The sequence below is a fragment of the Paenibacillus odorifer genome (genome assembly GCF_000758725.1).
Taxonomy (GTDB): Bacteria; Bacillota; Bacilli; order Paenibacillales; family Paenibacillaceae; genus Paenibacillus_AQ; species Paenibacillus_AQ odorifer.
This window is the reverse complement of the sequence record NZ_CP009428.1, coordinates 6211137-6224897: the sequence shown is the minus strand read 5'-3', so window position 1 is coordinate 6224897 and position 13761 is coordinate 6211137. Positions and strand designations below refer to the sequence as shown.

The following is a 13761-nucleotide window of genomic DNA, read 5'->3' as shown; positions in this document are numbered from 1 at the left end:
AAGAAATAGTTCCTAGGATATCGTACTCACTAGAGTAACATTAATAATTTAGCGATCAATTATGGAATGATATTTTAATATTATCTGATTGTGAAAAAGTGTGTGATTTATAGTGAATTAATGTTTTTTATTTATTTTACGCTATAGATTTTTTCTTGTTTAATAGAATAATTCGGATAAATAGAGAAAGAAGGTGGGTACAAGAATGAGTAGGAAATTAAAGCCTCAAAATATTTTTTTGATTTTAGCATCTATTTTTGGACTGATATGGGTGGTGTTTGTTCCTCCATTTCAATCAGCTGATGAATTCGCCCATTTTTATCGGGCTTATGAAATTTCAGAACGTAATTTAGTAACTGAAAATATTAATGGTGAGATCGGAAATTACCTTCCTATTGCAATTAGGGATTTTGAAGCTGCGGTTGGAGGAGGGACCATCACACGGAATTATGAAAACAAAGCAACGATTGAGAGTTTGAAAAATGCTGCTAAAATTCATGTTGTTCCTGGTGAAAATGATTTTTTTCTTTTTCCAAGTTCCGCGGTTTATCATCCAATAGTATATTTACCACAAGCAATTGGGATCAAATTGGGAAATTTACTGAATTTTAATTTATTATTTACTTTCTATTTAGGTCGACTTTTCAACCTATTTACGTACATAGCGATGACCTATCTCTCGATAAAATTAATCCCCAAGTTGAAATACACTTTTTTATTGCTCGCTATTATGCCGATGACTATTAATCAAGCAGCATCCCTTAGTGCAGATGCGCTAACAAACGGAGCACTATTTCTGTTTTTCGCCTACCTCATGTATTTAATTTTTGATCCCAATATTAAATTTATTTCTAGAAAACAATTTATTTCTTTATTAATAATAACTTGTATAGTGGCGGCTTCTAAGAATGCATATTTCCTCATTTGTCTTTTGGTATTTCTATTACCAAAAGAAAAGACAGCCAGTTTCAAGCAGTATATTACTTACGTCGCTACTATAGTAGCTTCAAGTTTACTTGTTCTGTTGTCATGGGGGCTAATATTAAAGAGTATTAAAGTAACTTTTCCAATTGATCCTATGATGCAATTGAGTACAGCTTTGCATCACCCTTTTGATTATATTCATAAATTGGTAAATACTTTTATCGATTTTGACTATTTATATGTTCAATTTGTTGGTGTTTTTGGTTGGGGAGAGACTTCTGTACATTATTTCAGTGCCATTATCTACCTATGTATGCTCGTGACGTCTGTAATTATTGAAATGAAAAATAGCGATAATAATCTTCTTCATATTAAGAAAGGATTTATTTTGTTTGCAGTATCATTACTAACTGTAATTATTATAGCATCCACGTTATATCTTACATGGACGCAAGGTGAGGATAATGTCATATATGGATTGCAAGGAAGGTATTTTATACCGATATCCATAATATTTCTGTATTCTATTTATTTATTGACTCCAATTATTAAAAGGATACGGCAACAATATATCTACATGGCTTTGATCTTTATTGTTTTGTTGTTATCCTTGCAAAAAGTTGTGCATCGATTTTGGTAAGGTATTATTTTCCTGGAACCAGTTAGAACAACACATCTTAAAGGGAGTAAGTATGAATAAAAAGAAAATCCTATTGATAATACCTGCTTATAATGAAGAAGATAATATTTTGCGGCTTTTAAACAATATCAAAGCAACTAACATTCCGAATTCAGAGATATTAGTCATTAATGATTGTTCAGCTGATACTACTAGTCGTATGTGTAAAAATATAGGGGTTTCAGTTGTGGATCTTCCGTGTAATTTGGGTATTGGTGGAGCAGTTCAAACGGGATATAAATATGCTCACAATTTTGGTTTTGACATTGCTATTCAAGTAGATGGGGATGGTCAGCATAATCCTAAATATATTTCCAAATTAATAGAGCCCTTATTAAATGATGAAGCTGATTTGGTAATTGGTTCTCGTTATATTGAGAAAACGGGATTTCAAAGTTCAAGGATAAGAAGAATTGGTATAAATTATTTTTCTAATCTTTTGTTGCTCCTTACTAATCAAGTCATTACTGATCCGACATCTGGATTTCGTGCTTGTAATAAAGGTGTAATTGAACTTTTCTCGAAGAGATATCCTACAGATTATCCAGAACCTGAGTCAATAATGTATCTAAAGAGAAACGGGTTTTCTTTGAAGGAAGTTCCTGTGGAGATGAAATCGAGGCAGGGAGGAAAATCGTCCATCACAAAATTGAAATCAGTATATTATATGCTGAAAGTCTCTTTAGCTATACTTATTGATAAAATGAGAAAGCAAATTGTATAAGAAGGAAGTAAAATATGATATCTTATAAGCTTCAAGTTATTTTGTTAATTGGTTCTGTTCTTTGCTTTGTTCTTCTTATCAATATGATTCGTAAATATCGTATTGAGTTGAAGTACTCAATGTTATGGTTATGTATAATGTTAATTGTCCTTGTTCTTTCCATATTCCCCAGTTCGTTTGAAACGATTGCTGGTCTGATGGGTATAGAGATACCTGTAAATGCACTGTTCTTGCTTTCTATTTTTGGAGTTACTTTAATTTTATTTTCATTAACTATAGTGATATCGAGGTCAACAATAAAAGTGAAAGAATTATCACAAGAAATTGGGTTGCTTAAGTACGAAGTGGAAGAGTTAAAACGAACAAAAAATAATGAAAAATGAGGTGATACTACGTTACGTTCATCTGGTATAATTAATGCTTTGTTGCTTTTATTTAACATTGTCATGTTAGCTTCGGGACAAATTTTCTTTAAATTAGGACTAGAGAAAATGGGAGGGGTTAGTTTAAATAATGCATGGAAAGCATTATTTAATATCCAAATTATAGCAGGTCTACTGCTATATGTTTTTGCAACATTAGTTTGGTTTGTTGTTTTATCTAGAGTGCCTTTAAGTGTTGCTTACCCTGTACAAAGTATAGCTTATGTTCTAGGCTTACTCGCTGCTCTGTTCATATTTAATGAACCAGTTTCACTTATGAAATGGCTAGGAATGATAGTAATAATGGTTGGCGTTTTTGTAATAGCAGTGGATTAATCTATATGGATATTATTTTTGATCAGGTGAAGATATATTTATTTTTTTATCCAAATACAGCGTAATATAAAGATTATTATTTTCACACCGTGAAGACTTAAAAAATCCTTGTGACTGAAACCGATGGACATAATTCTCAATGAAAGCTAGTGGTTAACACAGGTAATCACATGCCGAAGAATTAGGAAAACTGGAACTTTAGATGTAAAGGAGTTTTGTGATTATGAAAGTTACACCTCTACAACTACAAGGCGCTAGTATACTAGAACCTGTGGTCCACGGCGACAACCGGGGTTTTTTTATGGAAAGCTACAACGAAGAAATCATGCACAAGCTTGGCGTTAACTATCAATTTATCCAAGATAACCAATCTCTTTCTGCAGAGGTTGGGGTGTTGCGTGGCTTACATTACCAGTTAAACCCTAAAGCTCAAACTAAATTAATTCGCGTCTTATCCGGTGCTATTTATGATGTTATCGTCGATATCCGTCGTACTTCTCCAACATTTGGGCAATGGGTGGGAGTAATTCTTAGCGAATATAATAAGCGTCAGCTACTGGTGCCTAAAGGCTTCGCGCATGGTTTTTGTACGTTAGTGCCTAACACCCAAGTATTATATAAGGTGGACGAATATTATTCCCCTGAAAATGATCGTGGCATATTATGGAATGACCCAACCTTAGGTATTGATTGGCCGACTTCTAGTCCGATATTGTCGGATAAGGATCAACGTCATCCATTACTGAAAGATGCGGAAATAAACTTTGATTAACAGTGGTAAGCAAGAACTTGAATATAATCTCAAAGAACAAAAGGTGGGCTATAAATGAAACTGCTAGTTACTGGCGGGGCTGGGTTTATCGGCAGCAACTTTGTGCTGTACATGTTACAACAACACCCTGATTACGAAATTGTTAATGTGGATGCATTGACTTACGCAGGTAATCTGGAGAACCTAAAATCGATCGAGAATCATCCGAACTATACGTTCGTGAAGGCTGATATTACAGATGTTACTGCGATGGATGAACTGATTAGCCAGGGTGTGGATGTCGTTGTTAATTTCGCGGCTGAATCGCATGTGGATCGGAGTATTTTAGAGCCGGAAGTGTTTGTGAAGACGAACGTACTTGGAACACAAGTACTTTTGGATGCGGCGAAAAAATACAGTATCACTAAGTTTGTTCAAGTATCTACGGATGAGGTATATGGATCACTGGGTGCGACTGGATTATTCACCGAAGAAACTCCTTTGGCTCCTAACAGTCCATATTCAGCAAGCAAAGCAGGCGGAGACTTGCTAGTACGTGCATATCACGAAACGTTTGGACTGCCAGTGAATATTACCCGCTGCTCAAACAATTATGGCCCGTACCAATTCCCGGAAAAACTTATTCCGCTGATGATCTCCCGCGCACTTGCTGATCAAGCGTTGCCTGTTTATGGCGATGGAATGAATATCCGCGACTGGTTGTATGTTGAGGATCATTGCAGCGCGATTGATCTGGTTATTCACAAGGGTGTGAACGGCGAAGTCTACAACATTGGTGGTAATAATGAACGTACGAATGTGCATATTGTAAACACGGTATTGCAGGAACTAGGCAAGCCTGATTCTTTGATTACTTATGTTCAAGACCGTCCTGGTCATGATCGCCGTTATGGTATTGATCCAACTAAGATTATGAATGAACTGGGATGGAAGCCGAAACATACATTTGAAACAGGTATTAAAGAAACTATCCAATGGTATCTCAATAACCGCGAGTGGTGGACCCGTATTCAATCTGGGGAATACCAAAAATATGCTGAACAGCAATATGGTGATCGATTAGGTGACTCATTGTAATTTTGATACGGGGGTAAAATAGCTATGAAGGTACTTGTTACAGGTGCGGCCGGACAACTAGGTCAGGACGTAGTTTTACTGCTCCAGCATCAAGGTCACGAAGTGTTGGCTTGCGATCGTCAGGAGATGGATATTACTGATCTGGATCAGTGCATCCAAGTTATTGGCGGTTTTGGACCGGATGCGGTTATTCACTGTGCTGCTCATACGGCAGTAGATGCGGCAGAAAGTGATATTGATGCAGCTTATTTAATTAATGCTACTGGAAGCCGAAATGTAGCGCTAGCTTCTGAAAAAGCTGGAGCCAAGCTGGTGTATATTAGCACGGATTATGTGTTTGATGGTATGGGAGCACAGCCTTACCATGAATATGATAATACAGACCCTAAGAGTATATACGGCAAATCGAAACGTGCGGGTGAGGTACTAGTTCAATCCCTCTCCTCTAAGTATTTCATCGTACGAACATCATGGGTGTACGGCAAATACGGGAATAACTTTGTCAAAACAATGCTAAAGCTTGGTCAAGAAAAGCCAATGCTTCAAGTTGTCGATGACCAAAAAGGTTCGCCTACTTATACAGTCGATTTAGCTCGATTCTTGCTTGAGCTTGTTCAAACTGAGAAGTATGGTGTATACCATGCGTCAAATAGCGACTCTTGTACCTGGTTTGAATTTACACAGGCGATCTTTGTAGAGGCCGAGGATATTTTGGGTTTCAAATTCACTGCTACGCTTGAACCGTGTGCCACGGAACAGTTTCCGAGACCTGCACCACGTCCTCGGAATTCGGTGATGGAGCATCTGTCGATACGTACGAATGGTTTTGAGGACATTCGGCCTTGGCGTGAAGGCTTGAGAGATTTCCTCTTAGAGCTAAAAGAATAGAATAACACCAATTGAAACTCCCAAATCGTTTATAACGATGCGGGAGTTTTTTGTGTTCTTTCGTTATAATAAGAAGGAAGCAGGTAGTTAATTAGAAATTACAAAGTCGAGGATACTCATGAATAACAAAACAGTTAGTGTACATATCGTGACCTACAACAGTGCGGATGACATTATAGATTGCTTAGAGGCAGTAATGGCACAGGATTATCCTATTGAGAAAATTGTTGTTGTGGATAATGCGTCTTCGGACGATTGTGCAGAGAAAGTGAATATGTTCTTTAACGCGATCGATAAAGGGGCTTTTTCAAGTAATTCACTAGAGGATTTAGAACCGTTCAATTCACAAGCTAACATGGAAGCGCCCACGAGCCTGCTACTTATCCAAAATCAAAAAAACACAGGCTTCGCCCCAGCTCATAACCAAGCTATAGCTACTACAGAAACAGATTATGTGCTCGTTCTCAATCCGGATTTGACGCTGGCTCCAGACTATATCTCTAGACTAATCGCACAAATGGAAGCCAACCCGCAGATCGGCAGCGCCACAGGTAAGCTTTTGCTAAAGGTTGATCACGGATCAGTAGATAGCACTGGTCTTCAGATGAACAAGGCACGTCGTGCGTTTGACCGTGGTGCAGGTGAGCCAGCAGAACAATGGACACAGTCGGGGACAGTATTTGGCGTTTCTGGGGCTGCGGCGATGTATTCTCGGCGGATGATTGAAGACGTTAGTGTTGGTGGGGAGTTTTTTGATGCAGATTTTTTTGCATATAAGGAAGATGTGGATGTGGCTTGGAGAGCCCAGCTTTTTGGCTGGCAAGGGTATTATGATGCTGAGGCAATTGGGTATCATGAACGTGGGTGGAAAACGTCTGGCCGCAGTACCAAACCGATGTTTATCCGGCGAATATCTTACATTAATCGCTACAAAATGATCTACAAGAATGAATCGGCTCGAACTATGCTGAAGACAATCTTGGTTTCTCTTCCCTATGAAATTGCCGCTCATGGTTATATGCTTCTGAGAGAGCCGAAGTTAATCGTAGCATGGAAATCCTTTTTTACTCAGCTCCCAGCGTTGAGAAAGAAACGAAAATATATACAGACCGTCGTAAAAGAGAGAAAGAAACCCGTAAATTGAACAGTATCTGGTAAAACCTCCCTGAAAGGTCATCTCCTCTCAGGGAGGTTTTATGTTATAATAATTGTCGGTAGATTACTATATTTGTCAGGAGCGTTACGCAGTGAATGTAGATGTAAGCATACTTATTGTCAATTACAACACGTGTCGCCTGACGATGGACTGTATCAGGTCGGTATATGACTCAGAAACGAACTATTCCTATGAAATTATTTTGATAGACAACAATTCCCATGATGATTCGGTAGAGATGATTGGTAGAGAGTTTCCAAGTGTCATGTTGATCGCAAATAACGACAATGTCGGTTTTGCCCGTGCAAATAATCAGGGGATGGAAGCTTCATCCGGACGTTATGTGCTTTTGCTCAATTCAGATACGGTGGTACGCAGGGACACGCTGGAGACGATGATCTCCTTTATGGATGGTCGGTCCGATGTTGGGGCGTCAGGATGTAAGATTATTTTGCCAGATGGGTCGCTGGATAAAGCGTGTAAGCGTGGATTTCCTACACCGTCAGCTTCCTTCTATTATGCTTTTGGTTTCAGTAAGTTATTTCCAGATCGACCGAAGTTTAACGGTTACCAGTTAGGTTATCTGGACCCTGATCTTGATTACCCGATAGATTGTCTGGTGGGTGCGTTTATGTTGTTGCGGCGGGAGACGATTGATCAGGTCGGCGGATTAGATGAAGAGTTTTTTATGTACGGTGAGGATTTAGACTGGTGCTATCGTATTAAAGAGGCTGGGTGGGAGATTTATTATTATCCGAAGACTTCCATCGTACATCTTAAAGGCGGCAGTGCCAGACGTAGACCGTTCAAGATCGTCTATGAATTTCACAGGGCAATGATTTTATTTCATCGTAAGCATTATAGTAGGAAGTACAACAGTATTATAAATGGAACAGTATATGCTGGTGTTGGTGTGAAATTTGCTCTGTCCCTTTTGCGGAATGCCCTAATCTTTCCTAAAGCAGTTCCATCACCTGCACAGAGTCTTAGCTCTGCTACGGAAACTGGCGCTCGTAACGATAAGAATACTGAGGTGAGATTATGATTCGGCGGAATCAGAAATTTTTGACACAGCTCTATATGGTTGCTGACTTTCTTGTCATCCAACTGTCCTTTTTAGCGGCTTGGTGGATCAAGTTCAAGAGCGGATGGATGGAATCCTATAACACGCTGCCCGTAGAGTCTTACGCTTATTGGAGTTTAATTTATGGCGGAGTGGCAGTTCTAATTGGTATACTCCTGTCACTGTATTTGCCTAAGCGTAAGAAACGTTTTGTCGATGAATTTCTGAAGATTTTTCAAGTGCATATAATTGGTATTTTTATTCTGCTGGGTTTGATGTTTTTTGTGAAAGAAATTGATATCTCCCGTGTCTACCTTGCTATTTATATGGGATTTAACGTTCTTTCCATTATGCTTTACCGTTATGTGCTGAAGAAGATGCTTAAATCTTTGCGCGAAAAAGGATTGAACCGCCAGTTCGTACTTATCATCGGCGCAGGTACTCTTGGTAAAAGATTCTACAACAATTTGGAACAATATCCTGAGCTTGGATATGAAGCCATTGGCTTTTTAGACGATTACCATACTTGGGACGGGATTGAGGAGCAACGGTATAAACCTATCCTGGGAACGGTCGATCAGTTATCCGGAATGCTGGAGATGCTGCCTGTGGACGAGGTTATTCTAGCCTTGCCGCTCGATGCGCATTCTAAATATCCTTCGATTATTGCGGCCTGTGAAAAAGCAGGGGTACGCACATTGATTATTCCGGATTTCTTTGATTATTTACCGGCGCGTCCTTACTTTGATAACTTCGCAGGTATGCCAATGATTAATGTTCGTGATATTCCACTGGATATGACGGGTAATAAGATGGCAAAACGTTTGTTTGATATCGTGTTCTCTCTATTCGCGATTATTATGATATCTCCCGTGATGCTGATCGTAGCTCTCGGCGTACGTCTTACCTCACCGGGACCGATTATATTCCGGCAGGAACGTGTGGGACTTAATCGGCGTAATTTTATGATGTATAAGTTCCGTTCAATGAAGATGCAGCAGGACGGGGAAGAGGATACAGGTTGGAGTACGCGGGAAGATCCTCGTAGAACTCGATTTGGAACCTTTATCCGTAAGACAAGTCTGGATGAGCTTCCGCAATTTTTTAATGTGTTACTAGGCCATATGAGTGTAGTTGGTCCACGGCCAGAACGACCATTTTATGTAGAACAATTCCGTGATGAAATTCCGAAGTATATGGTGAAGCACCATGTGCGTCCAGGAATTACGGGCTGGGCACAGAGCAATGGGCTGCGCGGGGACACTTCAATTGAGGAACGGATTAAGCACGATATTTTCTATATCGAGAACTGGTCCTTACTGTTCGACATTCGAATTATTTTCAAAACGATTCGCAACGGCTTCGTTAACAAAAACGCATATTGAGACCTGCACTTATTTAGATTTGTGAAATTTTAATAATACCCCGTTTTGCCACTGGCAGAGCGGGGTATTAATTTTCTAATCTAAACTTTGTAAAGGAAACTCACAACTATGAATAAGAAAAAGATTATTGCAACCGTAGTAATGATTGTCGCACTAATAATGATTCTTGTAATAACGTTGAACAAAGAGGAAGAGCAACCCGTGAGCGGCTTTGAAGCGCACAAAATCGTTGCACATGCCATGGGGGGAATCAACGGCTATGCGTATACCAATGCTTGGGAGGCATTTGTCGCTAACTATGAACGGGGCACTCGCGTATTTGAAGTTGATTTTTTGCTATCGAAGGATGATCAGTTGGTTGCTCGGCATGAATGGACAGGCAATATGAGCAAGCTTTTAGGTCAGTTGGAGGTTCTCCCTGCTAATAAACAGGGTGTGGCACTAGATTACGAGGAATTTATGGACAGCCCCATCCTGAATATATACTCTCCCCTTGATATTGAGAAGGTGCTTGATCTAATGCAGAATTATCCAGATGCTTATATCGTTACGGATACCAAAGAAATCCAACCGGATCTTATAGAGAAGCAATTTACATTGCTGACCCAAGCGGCGCAGCGTCGGGATCCAGCGTTGTTGGAGCGGATAGTTCCACAGATCTACAATCAGCCGATGCTTGATGAGATCAATAAGGTGTATTCTTTTCCAGAAGTGCTTTACACCCTGTACCAATCTAAGGATACGGATGAACAAGTTATTGAGTTTGTTAAAAAAACAGGTGTGGATATTACGATGCCAGTTAGCAGGGCCACCAAGAGTTTTGTCAAACAGTTAAAAAATATCGGAGCTCGTGTATACGTTCATACAGTGGATGAAGAGGATGAGATTAGAGAGTTATCTCGTATGGGTGTAGACGGATTTTATAGTGATTTTGTGCCTGAAAATGATTTGAATAACCTCAAAGGTATGCGCTGAAATCTTTCTCCACTCATTACCACTAATATATCCCCACAAAGTGATGCTTTCCTCAGATGCGTATTCAGGTACTTTGCAGGGCCCCCAAATTTATATACGAAAAAATGTTCGTATTTTTGTTCGCTTTAAATTGACACACCTCCTGTGCTGGCATAGACTAGATCTATATCTTTTGCGGCGGCAGGAGTGTTTTGTCTTGCCCAAATGACAATTAAGGATGATTCTCATGAAATCAGTACAGCAAATGATCAAACCTTGGCGGCATGTGTTTAAGTTGGACCCGGATCGTATGATTTCTGATGAGGATTTGGAGGCCGTTTGCTTGTCCGGCACGGATGCCATATTGATAGGAGGCTCTACAGGAGTAACCTATGAGAATACAGTAGATCTCTTATCAAGAGTAAGACGTTTTGAGCTGCCCTGTGCACTCGAGGTATCCGAACTTGAAGCTGCTGTACCCGGATTTGATCTTTATATGATTCCTATGGTGCTAAATACACCTGATCCAGCTTGGATTGTAGGCCATCATCGTCGAGCTATAGAGCGTTATGGATTTATGATCCCATGGGATCAGCTGCTAACGGAAGGTTACGTCGTTTTGAACAGTGATTCTTCAGTTGCGCGGATTACAGGGGCCGAGACAACCATTAATGCTGAAGAGGCGGCTGCGTATGCCCAGGTTGCGGACAAGCTGATGTCCCTGCCAATAGTCTATCTTGAATATAGCGGTAGATTTGGGGATATGGAGACAGTACGTATAGTGCGTGAGATGGTGGAGCAAGCCCAACTATTTTATGGAGGCGGCATTACTTGTGAGGCAGAGGCCGAGCAGGCAGCAGCTCTATGTGATACAGTAGTTGTCGGCAATATTATTTATCGGGATGTAGAGCAGGCAATTCGTACGGTATTTGCTGTTAAAAAGACGGTGCAAGAGCAGTTCGACTAGCGGTTAGCTTATGGACTACTTATGATTTGTAATTTCATTTTTAGAAAGGAGCATGTTACACATGCAACTTATTAACATACAAGACGCGGTCAGCCGATTGAATCCTCCACAAAGGCAGGCTGTCGAAACTACTGAAGGACCCCTTTTGATTATGGCTGGTGCGGGCAGTGGGAAGACGAGAGTGCTGACTCACAGAATTGCCTGGCTGATTGCTAATCGAAAGGCGCCGCCTTGGGCGATTTTGGCGATTACATTTACGAATAAAGCTGCGAGGGAAATGCAGGAACGTGTATCTAAGCTCGTTGGACCTGAGGGAAGAGATATTTGGGTATCCACCTTTCACTCCATGTGTGTTCGGATCTTGCGGAAGGATATTGAGCGCATTGGATTTACTTCCAACTTCTCGATTCTGGACTCTACAGACCAGTTATCAGTAATTCGTAATTGCATGAAGGAACTCAATATTGATACGAAAAAATTCGAACCGAAAGCTGTACAAGCCATAATTAGCGCATCTAAGAATGAACTGATTACTCCGGCGCAGTATGAGCAAAAAGTCGGTGATTATTTCGAAGGTTTAGTTGCTAAGGTTTATAAAATGTATCAAAGACGTTTGAGAAGCAATAACTCGCTTGATTTTGATGATTTGATTATGAAGACTATCGAATTATTTAAGGAAGTTCCCGAGGTTCTGGATTTTTACCAAAAGAAATTCAAATACATCCATGTGGATGAGTATCAGGATACGAACAGAGCACAATACATGTTGTGCCGCATGCTGGCAGACAGCCACCACCGCATTTGTGTGGTAGGGGATAGTGACCAGTCGATCTATCGCTGGCGTGGTGCGGATATTACGAATATTCTTAATTTTGAAGAGGATTATCCGGAAGCGAAGACGATTCTGCTAGAACAGAATTACCGTTCAACCGCTAATATCCTGAATGCAGCCAATGGGGTAATCGCGCTTAATAGTGGCCGTAAACCGAAAAAGCTGTGGACCGATTCCGAGGAAGGCGCCAAGATTAAGGTGTACCGGGCGGATTCCGAGCATGACGAAGGATATTTTGTAACCGGAGAAATCAGCAAAAATGTGAAACAAGGTCAAGCCTACCAGAATCACGCGATTTTGTATCGGACGAATGCTCAGTCACGGGTAATAGAGGAAATTCTGATCAAATCAGATATTCCATATCAAATCGTTGGCGGGATCAAGTTCTATGATCGTAAAGAAATCAAGGATCTGCTGGCGTATCTACGTTTATTGTCTAACCCTGATGATGATATCAGCCTGACGCGTATTATTAATGTTCCTAAGCGTGGATTAGGAGATACAACGGTTGGTAAGCTGGCAGCTGCGGCTGGTGAACGTGGTGTTTCTATTTTCCGCGTTCTGCAAACGGTCGATGATTTGGGCTTTGCTGGACGGACGCGGAATATGCTAGTAGAGTTCTACGATATGATTGAAGCTCTGCATCGTATGGTGGAGTTCTTGTCTGTAACCGAATTGACGGAAAAAATACTGGAGATGTCGCAGTACCGTTTGGAGCTGCAAAATGAAAATACACTCGAATCACGTTCGCGGCTAGAGAATATCGATGAGTTCTTATCGGTGACGATGGAGTTTGAAAAGAACAATGAAGACAAGTCGCTGGTCTCCTTCCTCACGGATCTTGCACTTATCGCAGATATCGATAGTGTGAACGATGATGAAGAGGATCGTAGTGATGCGGTTGTGTTAATGACGATGCACAGCGCCAAAGGTCTGGAGTTCCCGACGGTATTTATCGTCGGAATGGAAGAAGGCGTGTTCCCACACAGCCGTGCCTTTCAGGACAACGACGAGCTGGAAGAGGAACGCCGGCTTGCGTATGTAGGGATCACCCGCGCGGAGAAACAACTGTTTCTCTCTTGTGCGCGGATGCGCACGCTCTTTGGGCGGACGACGGCGAACCAACCGTCCCGCTTCTTGGAGGAGATTCCGGAGGAACTGAAGGAAGATACCGTTAAGACTCAAGACCGCTTCCAGCGCGGAGGCGCGGAGGTAGGCGGTGCTTACGGCGGACGCGGCTTCGGCAGCGGTGGCCGTGGGAACTTTGGCGGCCGAGGTGGCGCCGCCGGAGCTACGCCGGCAGGCGGCGGAAGCACGGCGTCAGCGGCGGCAAGCAAGAGCAGCGTGACCGTGACCTCCGGAGGCGCACAGCGTGCTACCGGAGCAGGGGCTGCAGCAGCTGGCGATTACAAAGCGGGTGACAAGGTCTCCCACGGCAAATGGGGCACCGGCACCGTTGTATCTGTTAAAGGCAGCGGGAATGACACGGAGCTGCAGATTGCTTTTCCGGCACCAGTGGGTGTCAAACGTCTGCTTGCGGGGTTTGCGCCGATTACCAAAGTGGAATAATAGCAGACAACGA

The 13761-nt window shown here is 41.4% G+C and carries 13 protein-coding genes; all 13 read left to right on the top strand.

What is annotated here, in order from left to right; all coding sequences use genetic code 11:
• Positions 1–205 precede the first annotated feature (205 nt).
• Positions 206–1564, top strand: coding sequence for a DUF2142 domain-containing protein (locus tag PODO_RS27305; RefSeq protein ID WP_038573495.1), 1359 nt, complete (start codon positions 206–208; stop codon positions 1562–1564).
• A gap of 52 nt (positions 1565–1616) precedes the next feature.
• On the top strand, positions 1617–2327 hold the full coding sequence (locus tag PODO_RS27300; protein WP_038573494.1) for a glycosyltransferase family 2 protein: 711 nt from the start codon (positions 1617–1619) through the stop codon (positions 2325–2327).
• A 14-nt stretch (positions 2328–2341) separates the two neighbouring features.
• Entirely contained in the window at positions 2342–2710 is a 369-nt protein-coding gene (locus tag PODO_RS27295) for a DUF2304 domain-containing protein (RefSeq protein ID WP_038573493.1), read from the top strand.
• A 63-nt stretch (positions 2711–2773) separates the two neighbouring features.
• Positions 2774–3085, top strand: coding sequence for an EamA family transporter (locus tag PODO_RS27290; RefSeq protein WP_052097543.1), 312 nt, complete (start codon positions 2774–2776; stop codon positions 3083–3085).
• Positions 3086–3308: 223 nt separating this feature from the next.
• Entirely contained in the window at positions 3309–3857 is a 549-nt protein-coding gene (gene rfbC, locus PODO_RS27285) for a dTDP-4-dehydrorhamnose 3,5-epimerase (protein ID WP_038573489.1), read from the top strand.
• Positions 3858–3911: 54 nt separating this feature from the next.
• Complete coding sequence (gene rfbB / locus PODO_RS27280; protein WP_038573487.1) at positions 3912–4934, top strand: dTDP-glucose 4,6-dehydratase; 1023 nt, start codon at positions 3912–3914, stop codon at positions 4932–4934.
• 24 nt (positions 4935–4958) lie between these two features.
• Positions 4959–5822, top strand: a complete 864-nt coding sequence (gene rfbD / locus PODO_RS27275; RefSeq protein ID WP_038573485.1) for a dTDP-4-dehydrorhamnose reductase — start codon at positions 4959–4961, stop codon at positions 5820–5822.
• Between the two features lie 118 nt (positions 5823–5940).
• Entirely contained in the window at positions 5941–6966 is a 1026-nt protein-coding gene (locus PODO_RS27270) for a glycosyltransferase family 2 protein (protein ID WP_038573484.1), read from the top strand.
• A gap of 157 nt (positions 6967–7123) precedes the next feature.
• Positions 7124–8023 (top strand): glycosyltransferase family 2 protein, encoded by a 900-nt coding sequence (locus PODO_RS27265; RefSeq protein WP_052097542.1) that lies wholly within the window; start codon positions 7124–7126, stop codon positions 8021–8023.
• The gene (locus tag PODO_RS27260) at positions 8020–9426 is read left to right on the top strand and encodes an undecaprenyl-phosphate glucose phosphotransferase (RefSeq protein WP_038573482.1); all 1407 of its coding nucleotides are present in this window, start codon (positions 8020–8022) and stop codon (positions 9424–9426) included. The genes PODO_RS27265 and PODO_RS27260 overlap by 4 nt, the downstream gene beginning before the upstream one ends.
• A 108-nt stretch (positions 9427–9534) precedes the next feature.
• Positions 9535–10401, top strand: coding sequence for a phosphatidylinositol-specific phospholipase C/glycerophosphodiester phosphodiesterase family protein (locus PODO_RS27255; protein WP_038573481.1), 867 nt, complete (start codon positions 9535–9537; stop codon positions 10399–10401).
• Between the two features lie 226 nt (positions 10402–10627).
• The gene (gene pcrB / locus PODO_RS27250) at positions 10628–11347 is read left to right on the top strand and encodes a heptaprenylglyceryl phosphate synthase (protein ID WP_139330100.1); all 720 of its coding nucleotides are present in this window, start codon (positions 10628–10630) and stop codon (positions 11345–11347) included.
• 61 nt (positions 11348–11408) lie between these two features.
• Entirely contained in the window at positions 11409–13748 is a 2340-nt protein-coding gene (gene pcrA / locus PODO_RS27245; RefSeq protein ID WP_036678664.1) for a DNA helicase PcrA, read from the top strand.
• Positions 13749–13761 lie beyond the last annotated feature (13 nt).

Excerpts from the sequence above, each read along its gene's own strand:
- rfbB (WP_038573487.1), top strand. The coding sequence starts at position 3,912 with ATGAAACTGCTAGTTACTGGCGGGGCTGGGTTTATCGGCAGCAACTTT.
- PODO_RS27295 (WP_038573493.1), top strand. The coding sequence starts at position 2,342 with ATGATATCTTATAAGCTTCAAGTTATTTTGTTAATTGGTTCTGTTCTT.
- rfbD (WP_038573485.1), top strand. The coding sequence starts at position 4,959 with ATGAAGGTACTTGTTACAGGTGCGGCCGGACAACTAGGTCAGGACGTA.
- PODO_RS27305 (WP_038573495.1), top strand. The coding sequence starts at position 206 with ATGAGTAGGAAATTAAAGCCTCAAAATATTTTTTTGATTTTAGCATCT.
- rfbC (WP_038573489.1), top strand. The coding sequence starts at position 3,309 with ATGAAAGTTACACCTCTACAACTACAAGGCGCTAGTATACTAGAACCT.
- PODO_RS27260 (WP_038573482.1), top strand. The coding sequence starts at position 8,020 with ATGATTCGGCGGAATCAGAAATTTTTGACACAGCTCTATATGGTTGCT.
- PODO_RS27270 (WP_038573484.1), top strand. The coding sequence starts at position 5,941 with ATGAATAACAAAACAGTTAGTGTACATATCGTGACCTACAACAGTGCG.
- PODO_RS27265 (WP_052097542.1), top strand. The coding sequence starts at position 7,124 with ATGGACTGTATCAGGTCGGTATATGACTCAGAAACGAACTATTCCTAT.
- pcrB (WP_139330100.1), top strand. The coding sequence starts at position 10,628 with ATGAAATCAGTACAGCAAATGATCAAACCTTGGCGGCATGTGTTTAAG.
- PODO_RS27290 (WP_052097543.1), top strand. The coding sequence starts at position 2,774 with ATGTTAGCTTCGGGACAAATTTTCTTTAAATTAGGACTAGAGAAAATG.
- PODO_RS27255 (WP_038573481.1), top strand. The coding sequence starts at position 9,535 with ATGAATAAGAAAAAGATTATTGCAACCGTAGTAATGATTGTCGCACTA.
- pcrA (WP_036678664.1), top strand. The coding sequence starts at position 11,409 with ATGCAACTTATTAACATACAAGACGCGGTCAGCCGATTGAATCCTCCA.
- PODO_RS27300 (WP_038573494.1), top strand. The coding sequence starts at position 1,617 with ATGAATAAAAAGAAAATCCTATTGATAATACCTGCTTATAATGAAGAA.